At 60.4% G+C, this 15,917-nt stretch carries 14 protein-coding genes; 5 read left to right on the top strand and 9 right to left on the bottom strand.

What is annotated here, in order from left to right; genetic code table 11:
- Positions 1-92: 92 nt before the first annotated feature.
- Positions 93-1,187 (bottom strand): AbrB family transcriptional regulator, encoded by a 1,095-nt coding sequence (locus ACUXUR_RS20560; RefSeq protein ID WP_445504221.1) that lies wholly within the window; start codon positions 1,185-1,187, stop codon positions 93-95.
- Positions 1,178-2,554 carry an MmgE/PrpD family protein gene (locus tag ACUXUR_RS20555; protein WP_445504220.1) on the bottom strand — a complete coding sequence of 459 codons (1,377 nt, stop codon included), beginning with the start codon at positions 2,552-2,554 and terminating at the stop codon, positions 1,178-1,180. Before ACUXUR_RS20555 ends, ACUXUR_RS20560 begins: the two co-directional genes overlap by 10 nt.
- A 242-nt stretch (positions 2,555-2,796) precedes the next feature.
- Here ACUXUR_RS20555 and ACUXUR_RS20550 point away from each other — a divergent pair, with 242 nt between their 5' ends.
- Positions 2,797-4,173, top strand: coding sequence for an MmgE/PrpD family protein (locus ACUXUR_RS20550; RefSeq protein ID WP_445504219.1), 1,377 nt, complete (start codon positions 2,797-2,799; stop codon positions 4,171-4,173).
- A gap of 68 nt (positions 4,174-4,241) precedes the next feature.
- Here ACUXUR_RS20550 and ACUXUR_RS20545 read toward each other — a convergent pair whose 3' ends face one another.
- The 3 genes from ACUXUR_RS20545 to tcuA all read right to left on the bottom strand — a co-directional run bounded on the left by ACUXUR_RS20545 (position 4,242) and on the right by tcuA (position 7,823).
- Positions 4,242-5,207 (bottom strand): Bug family tripartite tricarboxylate transporter substrate binding protein, encoded by a 966-nt coding sequence (locus ACUXUR_RS20545; RefSeq protein ID WP_445504218.1) that lies wholly within the window; start codon positions 5,205-5,207, stop codon positions 4,242-4,244.
- An 83-nt stretch (positions 5,208-5,290) separates the two neighbouring features.
- Entirely contained in the window at positions 5,291-6,448 is a 1,158-nt protein-coding gene (tcuB, locus tag ACUXUR_RS20540) for a tricarballylate utilization 4Fe-4S protein TcuB (protein WP_445504217.1), read from the bottom strand.
- Positions 6,435-7,823: an FAD-dependent tricarballylate dehydrogenase TcuA gene (gene tcuA, locus ACUXUR_RS20535; protein ID WP_445504260.1), complete on the bottom strand. Its 1,389-nt coding sequence runs from the start codon at positions 7,821-7,823 to the stop codon at positions 6,435-6,437. Before tcuA ends, tcuB begins: the two co-directional genes overlap by 14 nt.
- A 318-nt stretch (positions 7,824-8,141) precedes the next feature.
- On the opposite strand from tcuA, the gene ACUXUR_RS20530 reads away from it, so the two are divergent.
- Positions 8,142-8,822 carry a GntR family transcriptional regulator gene (locus tag ACUXUR_RS20530; RefSeq protein WP_445504216.1) on the top strand — a complete coding sequence of 227 codons (681 nt, stop codon included), beginning with the start codon at positions 8,142-8,144 and terminating at the stop codon, positions 8,820-8,822.
- Between the two features lie 40 nt (positions 8,823-8,862).
- Here ACUXUR_RS20530 and ACUXUR_RS20525 read toward each other — a convergent pair whose 3' ends face one another.
- From ACUXUR_RS20525 to ACUXUR_RS20510, 4 genes are all read right to left on the bottom strand, one after another.
- Complete coding sequence (locus tag ACUXUR_RS20525; RefSeq protein WP_445504215.1) at positions 8,863-10,143, bottom strand: TRAP transporter large permease; 1,281 nt, start codon at positions 10,141-10,143, stop codon at positions 8,863-8,865.
- Between the two features lie 4 nt (positions 10,144-10,147).
- Positions 10,148-10,687 (bottom strand): TRAP transporter small permease, encoded by a 540-nt coding sequence (locus ACUXUR_RS20520; protein ID WP_445504214.1) that lies wholly within the window; start codon positions 10,685-10,687, stop codon positions 10,148-10,150.
- Between the two features lie 72 nt (positions 10,688-10,759).
- On the bottom strand, positions 10,760-11,740 hold the full coding sequence (locus tag ACUXUR_RS20515) for a TRAP transporter substrate-binding protein (protein ID WP_445504213.1): 981 nt from the start codon (positions 11,738-11,740) through the stop codon (positions 10,760-10,762).
- A gap of 240 nt (positions 11,741-11,980) precedes the next feature.
- Positions 11,981-12,784 (bottom strand): NAD-dependent epimerase/dehydratase family protein, encoded by an 804-nt coding sequence (locus ACUXUR_RS20510; RefSeq protein WP_445504212.1) that lies wholly within the window; start codon positions 12,782-12,784, stop codon positions 11,981-11,983.
- A gap of 282 nt (positions 12,785-13,066) precedes the next feature.
- On the opposite strand from ACUXUR_RS20510, the gene ACUXUR_RS20505 reads away from it, so the two are divergent.
- From ACUXUR_RS20505 to ACUXUR_RS20495, 3 genes are all read left to right on the top strand, one after another.
- The gene (locus ACUXUR_RS20505; RefSeq protein WP_445504211.1) at positions 13,067-13,789 is read left to right on the top strand and encodes a FadR/GntR family transcriptional regulator; all 723 of its coding nucleotides are present in this window, start codon (positions 13,067-13,069) and stop codon (positions 13,787-13,789) included.
- A gap of 89 nt (positions 13,790-13,878) precedes the next feature.
- Positions 13,879-14,784, top strand: coding sequence for a 5-dehydro-4-deoxyglucarate dehydratase (gene kdgD / locus ACUXUR_RS20500; protein WP_445504210.1), 906 nt, complete (start codon positions 13,879-13,881; stop codon positions 14,782-14,784).
- The gene (locus ACUXUR_RS20495) at positions 14,781-15,917 is read left to right on the top strand and encodes a mandelate racemase/muconate lactonizing enzyme family protein (protein WP_445504209.1); all 1,137 of its coding nucleotides are present in this window, start codon (positions 14,781-14,783) and stop codon (positions 15,915-15,917) included. Before kdgD ends, ACUXUR_RS20495 begins: the two co-directional genes overlap by 4 nt.

Raw genomic sequence — 15,917 nt, 5'->3', positions numbered from 1 at the left:
GTCGACTGCCGACAGATTATTGTATACAGTAGTGCACAATGTATAGAGCCGGTCAAGATCACCTCTTCGCATCAAGGATCGATCGAAGTCCCTCAATGATGCCAGCGGCGGCCTAGGACGGCCGCAACGCCTGAAAACAGACCTATCCAGCTGAAGAACTTATAGAAATAGAGCGTGAAACCGTTCACGAAGAACGCACGAATGACATGGAAGGCGATCACGAGCGCGACGTTGAGATGGAGCACCTGCGCCGTTAGAGCCATCTCGGCCATCCCCCCGGGAGATGAACCGAGCGCCACGCTCGCAAGATCGATTCCGGTCAGGGCCGACAGGAATCCGGCATAGGCGAAGAGCAGAACGGATAGCAGGATCGTGAACAAGGCGCTCACGATGAAGATGCGCGGAAGCCGGACAAGGCTTTCCCGCCGGAAGCGAGCGCCGATCGAAAGTCCGATCAGGAATTGCCCAAGCGCGAACAAACTTCCCGGCATGCGCCCTGTCAGCAAGCCCGTTGCCGCCACGATGCCGGTGCCAAGGATTGCTCCGACGGTCCAGGGATTGTTGAAGCGCAACAGCCTTGTGACCACGACGCCAGCCATCCCCGCAGCGAGTGCCACTGCGACGTGCCACCAGGAAAGCTGGACCTGACTCGCTTGATTTATCAAGCCCCCGTCGATGCCGAGAGCGATGATCAGCGGGGGCATGAGACAGACCAACAGAGCGACACGCAGTGCTTGAGAAACGGCAATCGGCTCTGCCTCGGCGCCTACGGAGACGCCGATATTCGCCATCTCGGAGAGTCCCCCTGGAGTGAGAGAGAAGAACGCCGTCTTATGATCGATCTTGCTGATCATGGACATCGGCACCGACAATGCTGCTGCAAACAGGATCGCGACGAGCGCCGTAACCACCATCCATGGGGCCCACATGATCAGGACACCAACGGCTGCTGCAGTGATGTTGAGGCCGACACTGGTGCCGACGATGGCCTGTCCAAGACGTCTCCCGAGAGCAGGCGCGAAAACAGGATGCCCAGCGATGGAGATCAAAGCCGTCGCGATCAAAGGCCCGAGAACCCAGGCCAGCGGCACATGAACAGAGGATGCAAGCCAGCCTAGTCCGACGGCCAGGACAAGGCTCGGAAGAGTATGCCAGGACGGGAGGCGGAGATCGTCTCTCAGGCGCATAGGTCCAACAGACCGCGAATGTCGCCAAGCTGGTCGAGGTGCCAGACCGCGTCACGGATACGCGATGCTCTCTCCTGCCCGATTACCGACGCCGCATTCGCCAGGAACTTGGCTTCAATGGCAGCATCGGACATCGGATTGTCCACCGTGCCGCTCGCATGGACGACCTGATGTTCGTAGCGCTCGCCATTTCGTAGGACGACGGCAGCCCAGGCCTGGTCCTTTCCAAGGCTCTCATCCGTTTGGACACTTACACGATCACGCAGAGCGACGACATCAGGATGGCGAGCCCGCTCATCCGTGTATTGCGCAATGCCCGCCGTACGATCCAGGAATGCGACGGCTGCGGTATGAGTGAGACTGAATTTCGATTTGAGGCCCATCTTGGGGTCGGCAACGCCGGTGATCGAAACCGCCAAAGGATTCACCCTTAGATCGATCGTCGCGACCTCATCCGCAGCAGGCACCTTTGCGGCCAGAGCAATCATCGCGTCGATGGTTGGATGCAGCACGACCCCGCACGCATAGGGCTTGTGACCGTTTCGGGTGATTTCCCAACGCTCGCCGAGTTGATCGAGAATGAGCTCGGTCTTGGCGATGCTGCTGTAGATCCGGCAGAACCCGCGCTTTCCCTCGAGGATTTCATCCGAGCTGTCGAAACCCTTCTGCGCGAGCAGCGCGGCCAGGACCCCGCTCGATGCCGCCTTGCCGGCATGGAGCGATTTGCACATCGTTCCGCGGTTCTGCTGCATGCCTGCCGCCTGCGTCGCCGCAATGCCGAGGGCATGGACCATCTGCTGGTAATTCAAGCCTAAGAGCTTTCCCGCAGCCGCTCCTGCAGCGATCGAGCCGAGCGTTCCCGTCAGATGCCATCCTCCCGCATGATGCGCTGGCGCGCCCTGCCCTGTGCGAACACCTGCCTCGAAACCAGCCGCATAGGCTGTCAGGAGATCCCTGCCAGTCACCGTATTTCTCTCGGAGAGCGCAAAGAGCGCCGACAGGATGGGGGAGCTGGCGTGAAGCACGACCCCTCCCATATGAGTGTCGTCGAAATCGAGCACGTGGCCCATCTGACCATTGGCGATCGGGGCATCGAGCAGCCCCAGCTTGGTTTGTCGTCCAAGCACCGTTGCCCTTGCGGGGCCGCCGACCTCCTCGAGAACGGAAAGCAGCTTGCTGATCGTCGGGTGCCTGCTCCCGGCAAGAGCACAACCGAGCCAGTCGAGAACGCCCCGTCGGCCCGCATGCACGGCGGTCTCGGGCAGATCCTCAAATGAGAGCACAGCCAGAAAGGCGCACAGATCCTTGGTGATGTTCAGATCAAGGGCAGCAGCCCCGTATTCCGCCCGAGCGACCTGACCGTTCATGTGGCTGCGCCTCCTCACCAGCAAAGCGATCTTTTGTCCGGCACCGGCCTTGTATTGCTTTGCATGCACGAGTATTCATTGACGAAGATGAAATTGTCAACAATCGACAGATAACTTCAATGTCCTGGAATTTCCGTGCTCGGCTAATCCGCTGAGGGGAGAAGGTCATGATAAACAGGACGAAGCTGTCTATTTCCAACGATTTGGACGGATGCAAGAGCGGCGAACAGGAGGAAAACCCAATGCACGAGCAGTCAGCCAACGAGATTTCGCATGAGGCCTCTGTTCTCTCGGAATACATCGCCGGCACGCTTGATCGTGACATACCGCGGGATGTCGCGCTCAAGACGAAGCAACACATTCTCGATACGATTGCGGCGATCCTGTCGGGATCACGCTTGCGAGCAGGCCGCCTTGCAGCAGCTTACGTCGGCTCCTTCGGAGGCAATGCGGAAGCGGCGGTCCTCGGCACTTCGCTTGTTCTGCCGGCCACCAGCGCCGCTCTTGCCAATGGCATGGCCGGTCATGCCGATGAGACAGATGATTCGCATCTCGCAGGGCGGTTCCATCCCGGCTGCGGGATCATCCCCGCAGCTCTGGCCATCGCCGAGCAACAGGACCGCAGCGGACAGGATCTCCTGCGTGCCGTGGCCCTTGGTTATGACATTGGCGCCCGCACCACGATGGCCCTTGGCTTCAGCCGGCCCGACACCGTCCGTCACAGCACCCATAGTCTGGGGCCCGCTTTCGGCGCAGCGGCTGCGGCTGCGGCCCTTTTCCGTTTCGATGCGACACGTGTCCGGCATGTCTTGTCATATGCAACCCAACAGGCATCAGGCGTTCCATTCTGGCAGCGCGACAAGGAGCATGTGGAGAAAGCTTTCGACTTCGGTGGTATGGGCGCGCGCAATGGCGTCGCGGCGGCAACCATGGTCGCCGCTGGTTTCTCGGCCGTGGATGATCCGTTTTCGGGCAAGCACAATCTCTTCACCGCCTTTGGTGAAAAACCCAATCCCTCTCGCCTGACGGAAGGGCTTGGATCCCATTTCGAGATCATGCGGGCCTCGATCAAGAAGTGGTGCGTGGGATCACCCATCCAGGCCGTGCTCGATGCAACGACAACCCTGATCGAAACCAATGATCTGAGAGCGGAGCAGGTCAGGCGCGTCATCATCACGATGCCTGATGATCGGATCCACATCGTCGACAACCGGACGATGCCGGATGTCTGCGTTCAGCATCTCGCCGCTCTTGCCCTTGTCGATGGCACAGTGACGTTCGAGAGCTGCCATGACCGTGAGCGAATGAATGACCCAACGGTGATGGCCATCCGCAGGCTGATCGAACTCGTTCCAAGTGCCGAGCTCACGATTGCCACTCCGGCCCGGCAGGCCATCGTTGAAATCGAGACGACCGATGGTCGCCACCTCCGGCATCATGCCAAGGCCGTGCGAGGCACACCGGAGAACCCGATGGACGGCAGTGAGATCGAGGCGAAGGCGCTCGATCTCATGAAACCCGTCATCGGGTCCGACCGGGCAACGGAACTGATTCACAAAGTGCTCAGGCTCGACGACCTCACCAATGTGCGCGATCTGCGCCGGTTGTTTGCAGCCTGAACGTTACAGGAGTCCGACATGACAAGGCGCGCCACAGGCACGCCTCACAGTTCCATATCTGGCTGTGATTACTTCACCAGCCCGACATCCTGAAGCACTGCGGCGGTTCGAGCCTGCTCTTGTTTCACGAACTCGTCGAGAGCCGCCCCCGTCAGGAAGATGTCATCCCAGGCTTTGGTCTTGAGCATTTTCTTCCACGCATCGGACTTGGCGAGATCCTCGAACATTTTCGTGAGGCGAGCGCGCTCATCAGCACTGATGCCGGGTGGAGCGACGATCATCCGCCAGTTGGAAAGCTCGAGATTGATTCCGCTCTCCTTCAGGGTCGGTGCATCGAGCTCCGGCAAGCGGTTCGGGGTGGAGATGGCCAAAAGCCGAAGCTTGCCCGCCTTGACCTGGCTCATGAACTCGCTGAGCGAATTGATGCCGGCCGTCACCTTGCCGCCGAGAAGCGCACCGAGCGACTCGCCGCCTCCCGAAAAGGCGATGTAGTTCGTCTTGCTCGGATCAGCCCCGACATTCTTGGTGATCAGGGCGGCCAGGATGTGGTCCGGTCCGCCAGCAGAACCGCCGGCCCAGGTGACCTTCGCCGGATCGGCTTTGATGAGCTCGCCGAGCTCTTTCATGGTCTTGATCGGAGAGGACGCCGGAACGGCAATCGCCTGCCATTCACCTGTCAGTCGTGCAATCGGCGTGACCTGATCCAAAGTGACGGGCGACTTGTTGGTGATGATGGCGCCTACCATGACGTAGCCGCTCGCCATGAGTTGGGTTGCATCGCCTTTCGCACTGTTCACGAATTGAGCGATGCCGATCGTGCCGCCCGCACCCGGGACATTCGCGACCTGCACGGACCGGGCCAAGCCAGCCTCCGTGAGAGCCTGTCCCACGGCCCGTGCCGTCTGATCCCATCCACCGCCAGGAGCGGCGGGCGCCATGATCTTCAAGTTGCCTTCTTGGGCATGGCCTGCCGACGGCAGAGCCGCGCCGGCAATCAACGCCAATCCCAATAATATCCTGCGGTTAAACCCCATGTTTGTCTCCTCTTGATGGGATGTTGCGACCGTTATCTTTATCGTGACGGTCTTCGGAAGTTGATATTGGCGCGCTAACGCCTTCAGATTCCGGCTTTGGCGTCAGGAACTCCAAGCGCCCGAGCCTTCGATGGCGTCGGCTCATGAAGCGCACGGCGCTCCTTCGCATATCGAACAAGCGCGCCGAAACGGTAAATGCCGTGGACGAACTTGCTGTAAGGCATCGTGATGAAGAAGCCGAATACGAAGCCCATGTGCAGCGCGAGCATCGTGCCCATGGCGGGGGTCGCACGCAGCACCAGAAGCAGGAGACCCGTCAGGCTCACCAGGAACAGCATCACGATGAAAGCCATCTCCATGCTACGCCCATTCTCATCGCGCAGAGCCGGATCGCGCTTGATCTTCGCCCACAAGAGGCCGGCAGGGCCGATCACGAGGCCAATACCGCCTAGCGATCCGAGAACGACGGGCAAGTCGTACCAGGGATAGGGGGCCTGCATGCCGAGCAGATAGTGATAGAGCGTCGCTGTGCTCGTCGCGGCGAGACAGAGAAAGAAACCATAGAAGGTCAGGTGGTGATACAGGCGGCGACGGTCGATCGGTCGCTCGTCCTCATTGAAGCAGCCCGGCCCGCCGCCGTCGAGATAGCGCAGCGCCATGGTGTCCTTCATCGCCTGCCAGACCGAGACGCTGTTGGTCAGCGTCTCGCGCGTCTCGCCGATGTCGCGCCAGAACATGCGAAATCCCATGATCATGGCTGCGATGGCATAGAAGAACGCGGCGCCGAACACGCCCGCCATCGCATTGTGCGACATGATGCGATAGAACGCACCCGGTCCCGTCTGCACCCCGAACATCACGGCCGGGTCGTTGATGGCCATCAGACCGAAGAAGAAAAGCCCGACACTGAGCGCAGCAATAAGGCTGATCGCGAGCCCGTTACGTTCGAAGATGGGCGCCAGGGCGCGCGGCCAAACATAGAACTTGTACGAATCGTTACGCACCTTCGCCAAGGTTTGGGGGACGTTGACGTTGAATTCATGCGGCGGCGAGAACTGGCAATCGGTGTAGCACGCGCCGCAGCCATGGCAGAGATTGGCCAAGTAGTTAAGATCGCCATCGTTAAAAGCGCGCCGCATCTCCATGGCAGGAAACACTGCGCACAATCCTTCGCAATAGCGGCAGGAGTTGCAAACCGTCATCAGACGATCGGCTTCTTCGAGAGCTTTAGTTGCGTGCATTTTTTGCGGCCTCTCGCCCGGCGATCCGTCCGAAGACGCTGCCGATTGTCATTCCGATGCCGGCGGCATAGCCTTTGCCCAAGACATTGCCTGCCATGATCTCTCCGGCGGCGAACATGTTTGCTGACGGCTTGCCATCGGCCATGAGCATCCGCGCCTCTTTGTTCACGCGCGTGCCCAGATAGGTGAAAGTGATGCCCGGGCGAACCGGGTAGGCATAGAAAGGAGCGGTGCGGATCGGCCGCGCCCAATGGCTCTTCGACGGCATCAGCCCTTCCGTCCTGCAATCGTCCAGGATCGTGTGGTCGAACGTGCCGGGTCGCACCGCCTGGTTGAAAGTTTCGACAGTGGTCTCAAGCGCCCCAGGATCGAGACCGAGCTTTCCGGCGAGCTCCCGGATGCTGTCTGCTTTCACAGGCGGATAGAGCGACGGCATGAAGAGTTCGAGAGAAGGCTCATCGAAGATGATATAGGCGATCTGATCCGGCTGAGCCGCGACGAGGCGGCCCCAGATCGCGTAACGCTTCGGCCAGACATCCTCACCTTCGTCATAAAAGCGCTCGGCATTCTTGTTCACCACGATGCCGAAGACGACGCAGTCGAGGCGGGTGATGATTCCGCCGTCGAACTTCGGCGCACGCGCATCGATGGCAACGGCATGGCACTGCGTCGGATCACCGATCTGCTGCACCCCCTTGTCCAGCAGCATCCTGAGCACCGAGCCACGATTGTAAGGCGTTCCGCGGATCAGGAAGTTGTCGGCAACCTCTCCCCAGTACTGCTTCAGCCATTCGATATTGGCCTCGAAGCCTCCTGCGGCGGCAACCAAAGCGCCGGCACGAACGTCATGCCGCTGCGCACCATGGGCGACTGTGGCGGACGTGAACCTGCCGCCTCGAATGTCGAGATCGACGACCTCTGCATCGTAGAGCACGTCGACGCCTAGGCGCTCCGCCGTGAGATAGAGCGCGTTCAGCATCGCTCGCCCTCCCCCTAGGAAGAACGAATTCGTCCGCCCGAGGCTGAGCGTTCCACCCAGAGACGGCTGCCAGCGAACCCCCTGTTCGACGATCCAATGCAGGATTTCCTTCGACTCGCGGATCATGAAGCGGGCGAGCTCTTCATCGGTCTGGCCGCCCGTCACCCGCAGCAGATCCTCCCAGAACTCGTCCTCCGTATAAGGACCTGTCAGGATTTCAGTCGCCGCATCATGGGCGCATCGCATGTTGCGGGTATGCCGGGTATTACCGCCCCGGTAGAATTTGGGTGCGGCCTCAAGCACCAGCACGGAAGCGCCTGACCGGCGCGCGCTGATGGCCGCACAGAGTGCAGCATTGCCTCCCCCGACAACCAGGACGTCATATTTCCGCGTCAACTCGACCGGGACGCTCTGGCCTTGTGCGTTCGTACGCAATGCCGAGTACGCCCCCTCCGTTGGCGGCAGGTCTCTCGACAGCGCGGTTTCAACCTTCATCTGCCTCAATCTCCAGCAGGCTTGCCAGCGCAACTCCAGCCGAGACCGTTCCCCGATAGGATGATACGGTTCCAGCGTCGCTTTCTCTCTGACCGCAGAGATCACCCCTTGCCCTAGAGACATTGCGCACGTTTGTATACAAAAATATCCAAACGGGTGCACTGGTCAAGAGAGATCTTCTTTGCTTCATAGATTGGAAGCATCAACCCGGGGGCTTGGATGTCGGATCAAGGGCCTGTCCCGTTGGAACTGGTCGACCGGGATACGGGAATCCCGCTTAGCGAAGCCGTTTTCCGTACGCTCTGCCAAGCTTTGCGGGCAGGCTTCTATCGCCCTGGGGATCGGCTCCGGGAGGAGGAAGTGGCCCAACGCCTCAAGGTCAGCCGGACCCCTGTCCGTGAAGCGCTTGGCCGTCTGATGGCGAAAGGGTTCGTGGAGCCTGCAGGCGGCCGCGGCCTCATCGTCCGAAGCCTCGATACGGCCGAGGTGCTTGAGCTTTATGCCATGCGTGAGATCCTGGAAGGCGCCGCCGCCCGCCTCGCCGCCCAGCACGCCTCCGATCCTGAAATCGACGCTCTGGCTGACTTGGAACTAGCCTTTGAGGCCCATCTGGATGATCCCGCCGAGATGGCCAGACTCAATCGCGTCTTTCACGAGACGATCTTCCGGGCGGCCCGGAACCGGTATCTCGACAGCGCCCTCCAGGAACTCCAGGATGGAATTTCTCTCCTTGGCGCGACGACCTTCAGTGCCGCGGGCCGCCCCTCGACGGCTGCTGCGGAGCACCGGGCTCTCATCGACGCCATCGCCGCACGCAATCCCGACCAAGCGGAGAAGCTCGCAAGGTCGCATATTCAAGAGGCCCTGCGCTCCCGGCTAAAGCTGATGCAGGGCCGCTAGTTCGCTCTCGTAGACGTCAGAAGGGCTCCCGAGGACACGCTCAGTGGAACAGAGCCGGAAGCCACAGCGACAGACCCGGGATATAAGTGACGAGCAGCAGCACGAGGACGCTCGCGCCCAGGAAGGGCCAGATCGTCTGCATGGCCTCACCGATCGAAATCTTTCCGACGGCACAACCGACGAACAGAACCGATCCGACCGGCGGCGTGTTGAGGCCGATGCCGGCATTCAGGATCAGGATAACGCCGAAATGCACCGGATCAATGCCGAAGGCTTTGATCACCGGCAGGAAGATGGGCGTGCAGATGATGATCATCGGCGCCATATCCATGAAGGTGCCGAGCACCAGCAGGATCACGTTGATCAGCAGCAGGACGACGATAGGATTGTCCGAGACAGCCTTCATCAGGTCGATGGTCGCCTGCGGCACCTGCAGAAAGGCCATGAGCCAGCCGAAGGCGCTCGCCGTGCCGATGACGAGGAGCACCATGGCGGTCGTCCGCACCGCACCAAGAGTCGCCTCCACGAAACCCTGCCAGTTCAGCTCGCGGTAGACGAAGAACGTGACGAGAAGCGCATAGACGACTGCGATGCAGGAGCTTTCCGTGGCCGTGAAGATGCCTGAGCGCACCCCGCCGAAGATGATGCCGATGAGCAGGATTCCAGGCACCGCCGACACGAAGAAATAGGCCAGCATCCGGAAGCCGGGGAACGGATCGGCCGGATAGCCGCGCCGTACCGCAACCCAATAGGCTGTAATCATGAGCGCCGCTGCGAGAAGCAGCCCTGGCACCACACCGGCCGTGAACAGATCCGCAACCGAAATTGTCCCGCCCGCTGCGATCGAGTAGATGATCATGTTGTGCGAAGGCGGGATCAGCAGCGCAATGATCGCTGCATTCACTGTGACGTTGACGCTGTAGTCCTTGGCATAGCCGCGCTTTTCCATCTGTGGAATCATGATGCCGCCGATGGCCGAGGCGTCCGCGATAGCGGAGCCGGAAATCCCGCCGAACAGGGTCGAAGCGACGACATTGACCTGCCCAAGACCACCGCGAAGGTGGCCGACGAATCCGGCCGCAAGGCGAATGAGCCTATCGGCAATGCCGCCGCGCATCATGAGATCACCGGCATAGATGAAAAACGGGATCGCCATCATGGCGAACGCGTTCATGCCGGAATTGAGCTGCTGGAATACCACGACGGGTGGCAATCCCATGTAAAGCACGGTCGCGAGAGAAGCGATGCCCAAGCAGAATGCAACCGGCGTTCCGATCAGCAGCAGCAGGGTGAAGACGCCGAAGAGAACCCAGATCGTCATGGCATCATTCCTTCACGACAACGAGATGCGGCTCGTCGATTCGAACCAGGGGTACGCTTTCACCCGCAAGCAGAAGCCTCACGAGCTTCTCCAACGAGAACAGAGCGATCAGAAGCCCGCCGACAGCGAGCGGCACATAATCCATACCTTGCGGGATCGGCAGGCCCGGCATGGCTGCGGACCAGGTCTCCACCGCCAGTTCCGTGCCGTACCACGTCATGGCCAGGCCGAAGCCTGCAACCAGCACTTCTGTTATGATGAGCATCACCTGACGCAAGAAATGCGGCGCATGATGGAGTGCGCTCTCGAAGCCGAGGTGATTGGCCTCGCGCACGCCGACTGCCGCGCCCAGGAGGATGAACCAGCTCATGAGCAGGAGTGACGCCGGTTCCGTCCAGCTTGGCGACTGGTTCAGCACATAACGACCGAACACCTGCCAACCGATGAAGGCCGTCATCAGGATAAGGCCGAGTCCCGACAACAAGAGTGCCGCTCTGTTGACGATGGAGAGGATGTGAGACAAAGCGGCAAGGTGGGCACGCATCGGTTGAAATCTCCCTCAAGAAAAGAGGTGGGCAGGCGCTCCGCCGGCCCGACGCTGCGTTTATGATCGAGATCAGTTCGTCGCCTGGATCCGTGAGACGAGATCCTTCACCTTCTCGCCCTTCACATATTTGTCGTAGACAGGCTTCATCGCATCGATGAAGGGCTGCTTGTCGACCGTGTTGATCTGGCTGCCGCCGGCCCGTATCTTCTTCTCGGCTTCCTTCTCACGCTCCTCCCAGAGCTCGCGCATCTTCGCGACCGACTCCTTGGCCGATTCACGCACGGCCTTCTGATCTTCGGGCGAGAGCTTGTCGAAGGTCTTCTTCGACATCACCAGCACTTCCGGAGACATGGAATGCTCGGTCAAGGAGTAATATTTCGCGACCTCGGCGTGACGGAAGGAGTCATAGCTCGGCCAGTTGTTCTCGGCACCGTCCACGACGCCTGTCTGGATAGCAGAGTAGACCTCACCGGGCGGCATCGGTGTCGCGTTGGCACCGAGAGCGTTCACCATATCGAGGAAGAGATCCGACTGAATCACGCGAACCTTCATGCCTTTAAGATCCGCAGGCGTATTGATGGGGCGCTTGGAGTTGTAGAAGGAGCGTGCGCCGGAATCGTAGAAGGCGAGAGCCACGAGGCCATGCGGCTCGAAGGCCTTCAGGATCTCGTCGCCGATTGGCCCATCCACGGTCTTGCGCATATGGTCGACCGACCGGAAGATGAAGGGCAGCGATGGGACGACGGTTTCAGGGATGAGATTGTTGAACGGCCCCATATTGATCCGGTTGAGGTCGATCACACCGAACCGCGTCTGCTCGATCGTGTCCTTCTCCCCTCCCAACTGGGACGAATGGAAAACCTGCACTTTGTAGCGGCCGTTGGTTTTCTTCTCGAGCAGGGAGCCGAAATATTTGACTGCCTCGACGGTCGGATATCCGTCGGGATGGACATCGGCTGATTTCAGCACCGTCTGCGCACTTGCTGCACCGCCTGTGAAGGCGGTCAACAGGCCTAAAGCGGCGGCCGCCAGAGTTCTTCTCGTGACCATAGAGCTCTCCTTGGTTTCCTCAGGGTGTTACTTGCCGTGTCGTGTTGGCCCGACTTAGGCCTTGAAGGCGAGAGCACGAATGGGATCGTTGCCGTCCCGCCTGTTGAGCAACCAGGCGTCTCTTGTTGCGTCGCTCTGGTGCAATTCGTCATCGATTCAGTTTTCGAGAAACGGGACGCTTCGGAAGATGAAGGCTTCTGAAACTTGCTGGAGAATTGTCCCCTCATGACGGCGTGAACCTCAATTCTCGTCCGCCGGATGGCCGATCATCACGAAGGCGCCGCCCTGATAGATTACAGCAGGGTTGGACGGATCTTCTGGACCTGCCTCAGCGAGCACCTCGGCCCGCCACTGAGCCGAGCTGTGCTTAGGCCTCCATCCCAGGAAGGCCGCATGGCGGTTGTCCCACCAGGTTTCATCGTTATCGGATGCGCCATAGATGATCGTGTGACCCAGGCGCGGGGCCTCGAAGGCGCGAGCGCAGAGATCGAGAAGATCCTCCACATGAAGCCATGTCGCGAGCATGCGCGGGTTCACAGGCTTCGGAAAACAGGATCCGATACGAACCGACAGGCATTCCTGCCCGAACTTGTCGAAGTAAAAGCTTGCCATGTTCTCGCCGAAGGCCTTGGAAACGCCATAGAGAGAATCCGGCCGGGGCACGGCGGTGCTGTCGAGATGCTGATCGCGCCGGTAGTAACCGACCACGTGATTGGAACTGGCGAAGATGATGCGCGGCCTGCCATGATGCCGAGCCGCCTCGAAAAGATTGTACACACCGACGATATTGCCGTTGAGAATAAGATCGAACGGCTTCTCGACCGAGACCCCGCCGAGATGGATGATACCATCCACCCCGTTCACGAGTTCGTCCACGGCGTGACCGTTACCGAGATCGCACCGCCGGAAGCTCTCGTGAGCCGCCACATCCTGAATGTCGTTGACATCCGAAAGCAGGACGGTTTGCGCAATCCGCGGCAGCAGCGGCCGAAGAGCTTTGCCAACACCCCCGGCGGCGCCGGTCAAGAGGAGCTTTCTTAGCATGCCAGTCCACTCGGCCCATTCGGCCTGACCAGGCCGCTTGACCAACGAGGAACAGCTGTATGCGAGCCTGAGCGAGCCATGGGCCTCCCCGATTGTTATTGCCTGGAACTTGTATTATGTTTATACGAAGTCATCATACAATGACAAGACAACCCGTCAACAACTTTTGTCTAACCAGCATTGCGCAGCCTCAAGGCGCTCGGTTAGAGCAAGGAGTATCAGCTGTTGGGACGCCCGGGGTTTTCGATGCGCAGCCCATCCAGCCAGGACCGGAGCCCACCTATGCAAAGCAGTGAAACCCTCGCGCGCGGCCGCAAAAACCTTGTCGAGACGGTCAGCGAGCATCTTCGCCATTCCATCTTGAGCGGGGACCTTCGCCCAGGAGACAAACTGCCGAGCGAGGCCGGCCTGACCCAGCAATACGATGTGAGCCGAACCGTGGTCCGGGAGGCGATTGCGTCCCTGCGCGCTGACGGGCTCGTCGAAGCGCGGCACGGGGTCGGTATCTTTGTCCGCACGCCCCCGCTCCAGCCGCCCCTCCCCTTTCAAACCATTGAGCCTTCAAAGATTTCCTCCATCATCGAGATGCTCGAGCTGCGCATGGGAGTCGAGACGGAGGCTGCCGGGCTGGCCGCGACACGGCGCTCTCCGGCCCAGGAGGAGGCGATCTGGGAACGGTATGACGATCTGAGCCGCCTGATCGCCGGCGGGCAACCGACGACAGCGGCAGATTTCGCGTTCCATCTCGCCATCGCAGATGCCGCCAACAACCCGCGTTTCCGAGAGTTCCTGGAGATGATGGGCCGCCCGATGATCCCGCGGGCCCAGCTGGAGGACAGCAACCCGGAGCCCACGCCCGCCGACTACCTCAAGCAGCTCCAGGCCGAACACAAGCAGATCGCCGAGGCGATTTCGGCTCGCGACGAGGAAGGCGCGCGCCAGGCCATCCGCACTCATCTGAAGCATGGCCAGGAGCGGTATCGCCGGCTTATCAGGGGCAGCTGATATCCAACTTGTCATATCTCCGATTGACAGAGATATGATGTTGTCTATGATCCTTCGCGTATTCAGATCAGCGAAGGACCCCACAGCCCATGGCACCGAATGCCCTTAAGGCGGCTCTTGGAGCCGGCCTCCTGTCGTTTCCCGTCACCTCCTTCGGCGGGGACGGCACCTTCAACGAGCGGGCCTATTCCGAGCATGTCGGCTGGCTGTCGGGATTTAACGCGAGCGTTCTCTTTGCCGCCGGAGGGACGGGAGAGTTCTTCTCGCTCGCGCCAGAGGAAGTCCCCGCCATCATCCGGACCGCGAAGGCTTCCGCGGGCAAGACGCCGATCGTGTCCGGCTGCGGCTACGGCACCCGCATTGCCGTGCCCCTGGCGAAGGCCGCCGAGGAAGCGGGCGCGGACGGCATCCTTCTCCTGCCTCACTACCTCATCGATGCGGGACAGGAAGGGCTCTATGCCCATGTGAAGGCGGTCTGCGATGCGGTGAAGATTGGCGTCATCGTCTATAACCGCGACAACTCCATTCTCTCGGCCGAGACGTTGGCTCGTCTTTGCGAGGCTTGTCCCAACCTCATCGGTTTCAAGGACGGCTCCGGCGATATCGCGCTCGTCCGCCAGATCACCGCCACCATGGGCGACCGCCTCACCTATGTCGGCGGCATGCCAACGGCAGAACTTTTTGCGGATGCTTATCTCGGCGCGGGCTTTTCCACCTACTCGTCCGCCGTGTTCAACTTTGTGCCGAAGCTCGCCCAGGAGTTCTACACGGCTCTGAGAGCCAACAATCGCGAGCGCACGGAAGCCATCCTGAAGGATTTCTTCTACCCCTTCATGAAGATCCGCAATCGCAGCAAGGGTTATGCCGTCTCCGCTATCAAGGCCGGCGTTCGTCTCGTCGGCTTCGATGCCGGCCCCGTCCGTGCACCGCTGACGGATCTCACCGACGTCGAAGTTGAAATGCTGGCCAATCTGATTGCACCCTACCGCACATGAAGATCGAATCTGTCAGAACCCATATCCTCGATCATCGTCTCGATCAGGCCTTCGAGAGCGCATCCATGCGCTTCGACCGGCGACAGCATTGCCTGGTCGAGATCATGTGCGAGGACGGCACCGTCGGCTGGGGCGAGTGCCTCGGCCCGGCCCTGCCCAATGCCGCTGTCGTGAGGGCCTATGCCTTCGCGCTCGTCGGACGAAATCCGCTGGAAACGGAGGTCATCTGGAGCGAGCTCTACAACCTTCTGCGGGACCAGGGACAGCGGGGATTGACGGTCACCGCGCTCAGCGGCATCGACATCGCGCTCTGGGACATCAAGGGCAAGCACCTGGGCGCTCCTGTCTCGCTTCTTCTCGGCGGACGTTTTCGCGAGTCTGTGCGAGCCTATGCGACAGGCTTCTTTCGAAAGCACGACGTTGATCGTGTTGCCGATGTTGCACAGGAAGCAGCCCGTTATGTGAACGAGGGCTTTCACGCCGTCAAAATCAAGATCGGCTTCAATGTCGAGGAAGACCTGAGGGCTATCGTGGCATTGCGCGACGCGCTCGGCCCCGACATTCGCCTGATGATCGATGCCAACCATGGCTACGATGTGCTGGAGGCTCTTGAGCTCGGCAAGCGCGCGGCTGCCTGCAAGATCGATTGGTTCGAGGAGCCTGTCGTTCCGGAGCAGCTTGGCGCCTACAGAGCCGTGCGCGAAGGCCAGCCGATTCCCGTCGCCGGCGGCGAAACCTGGCATGGTCGCTATGGCATGCTGGAGCCGCTGGCCACGCGCGCTGTCGATATCATTCAGCCGGACATTTGCGGCACCGGCGGCTTTACGGAGATGCGACGCATCGCCGATCTTGCCGCTCTCCATGGCGTGCGGTGCGTGCCCCATGTCTGGGGGACGGGCGTTGCGATTGCGGCGGGCCTGCAATTCATCGCGGCGCTTCCGCCCAATCCCCAGCGGGTCAACCCGATTGAACCCATCCTCGAATTCGACCGCACACACAACCCCTTCCGACAAGCCGTGCTGACTCAGGCTATCGAACATCAATCCGGTGTGGTGCGCATCCCGGATGGGCCTGGGCTCGGCATCGAGATCAACCGTTCAGCCCTCGAAGAATTCGCGTTGAAGGATGCATGA

It is taken from the genome of Microvirga medicaginis, assembly GCF_052658925.1.
The sequence above is the reverse complement of the archived record's forward strand: the minus strand, read 5'-3'. Positions and strand labels throughout refer to the sequence as shown.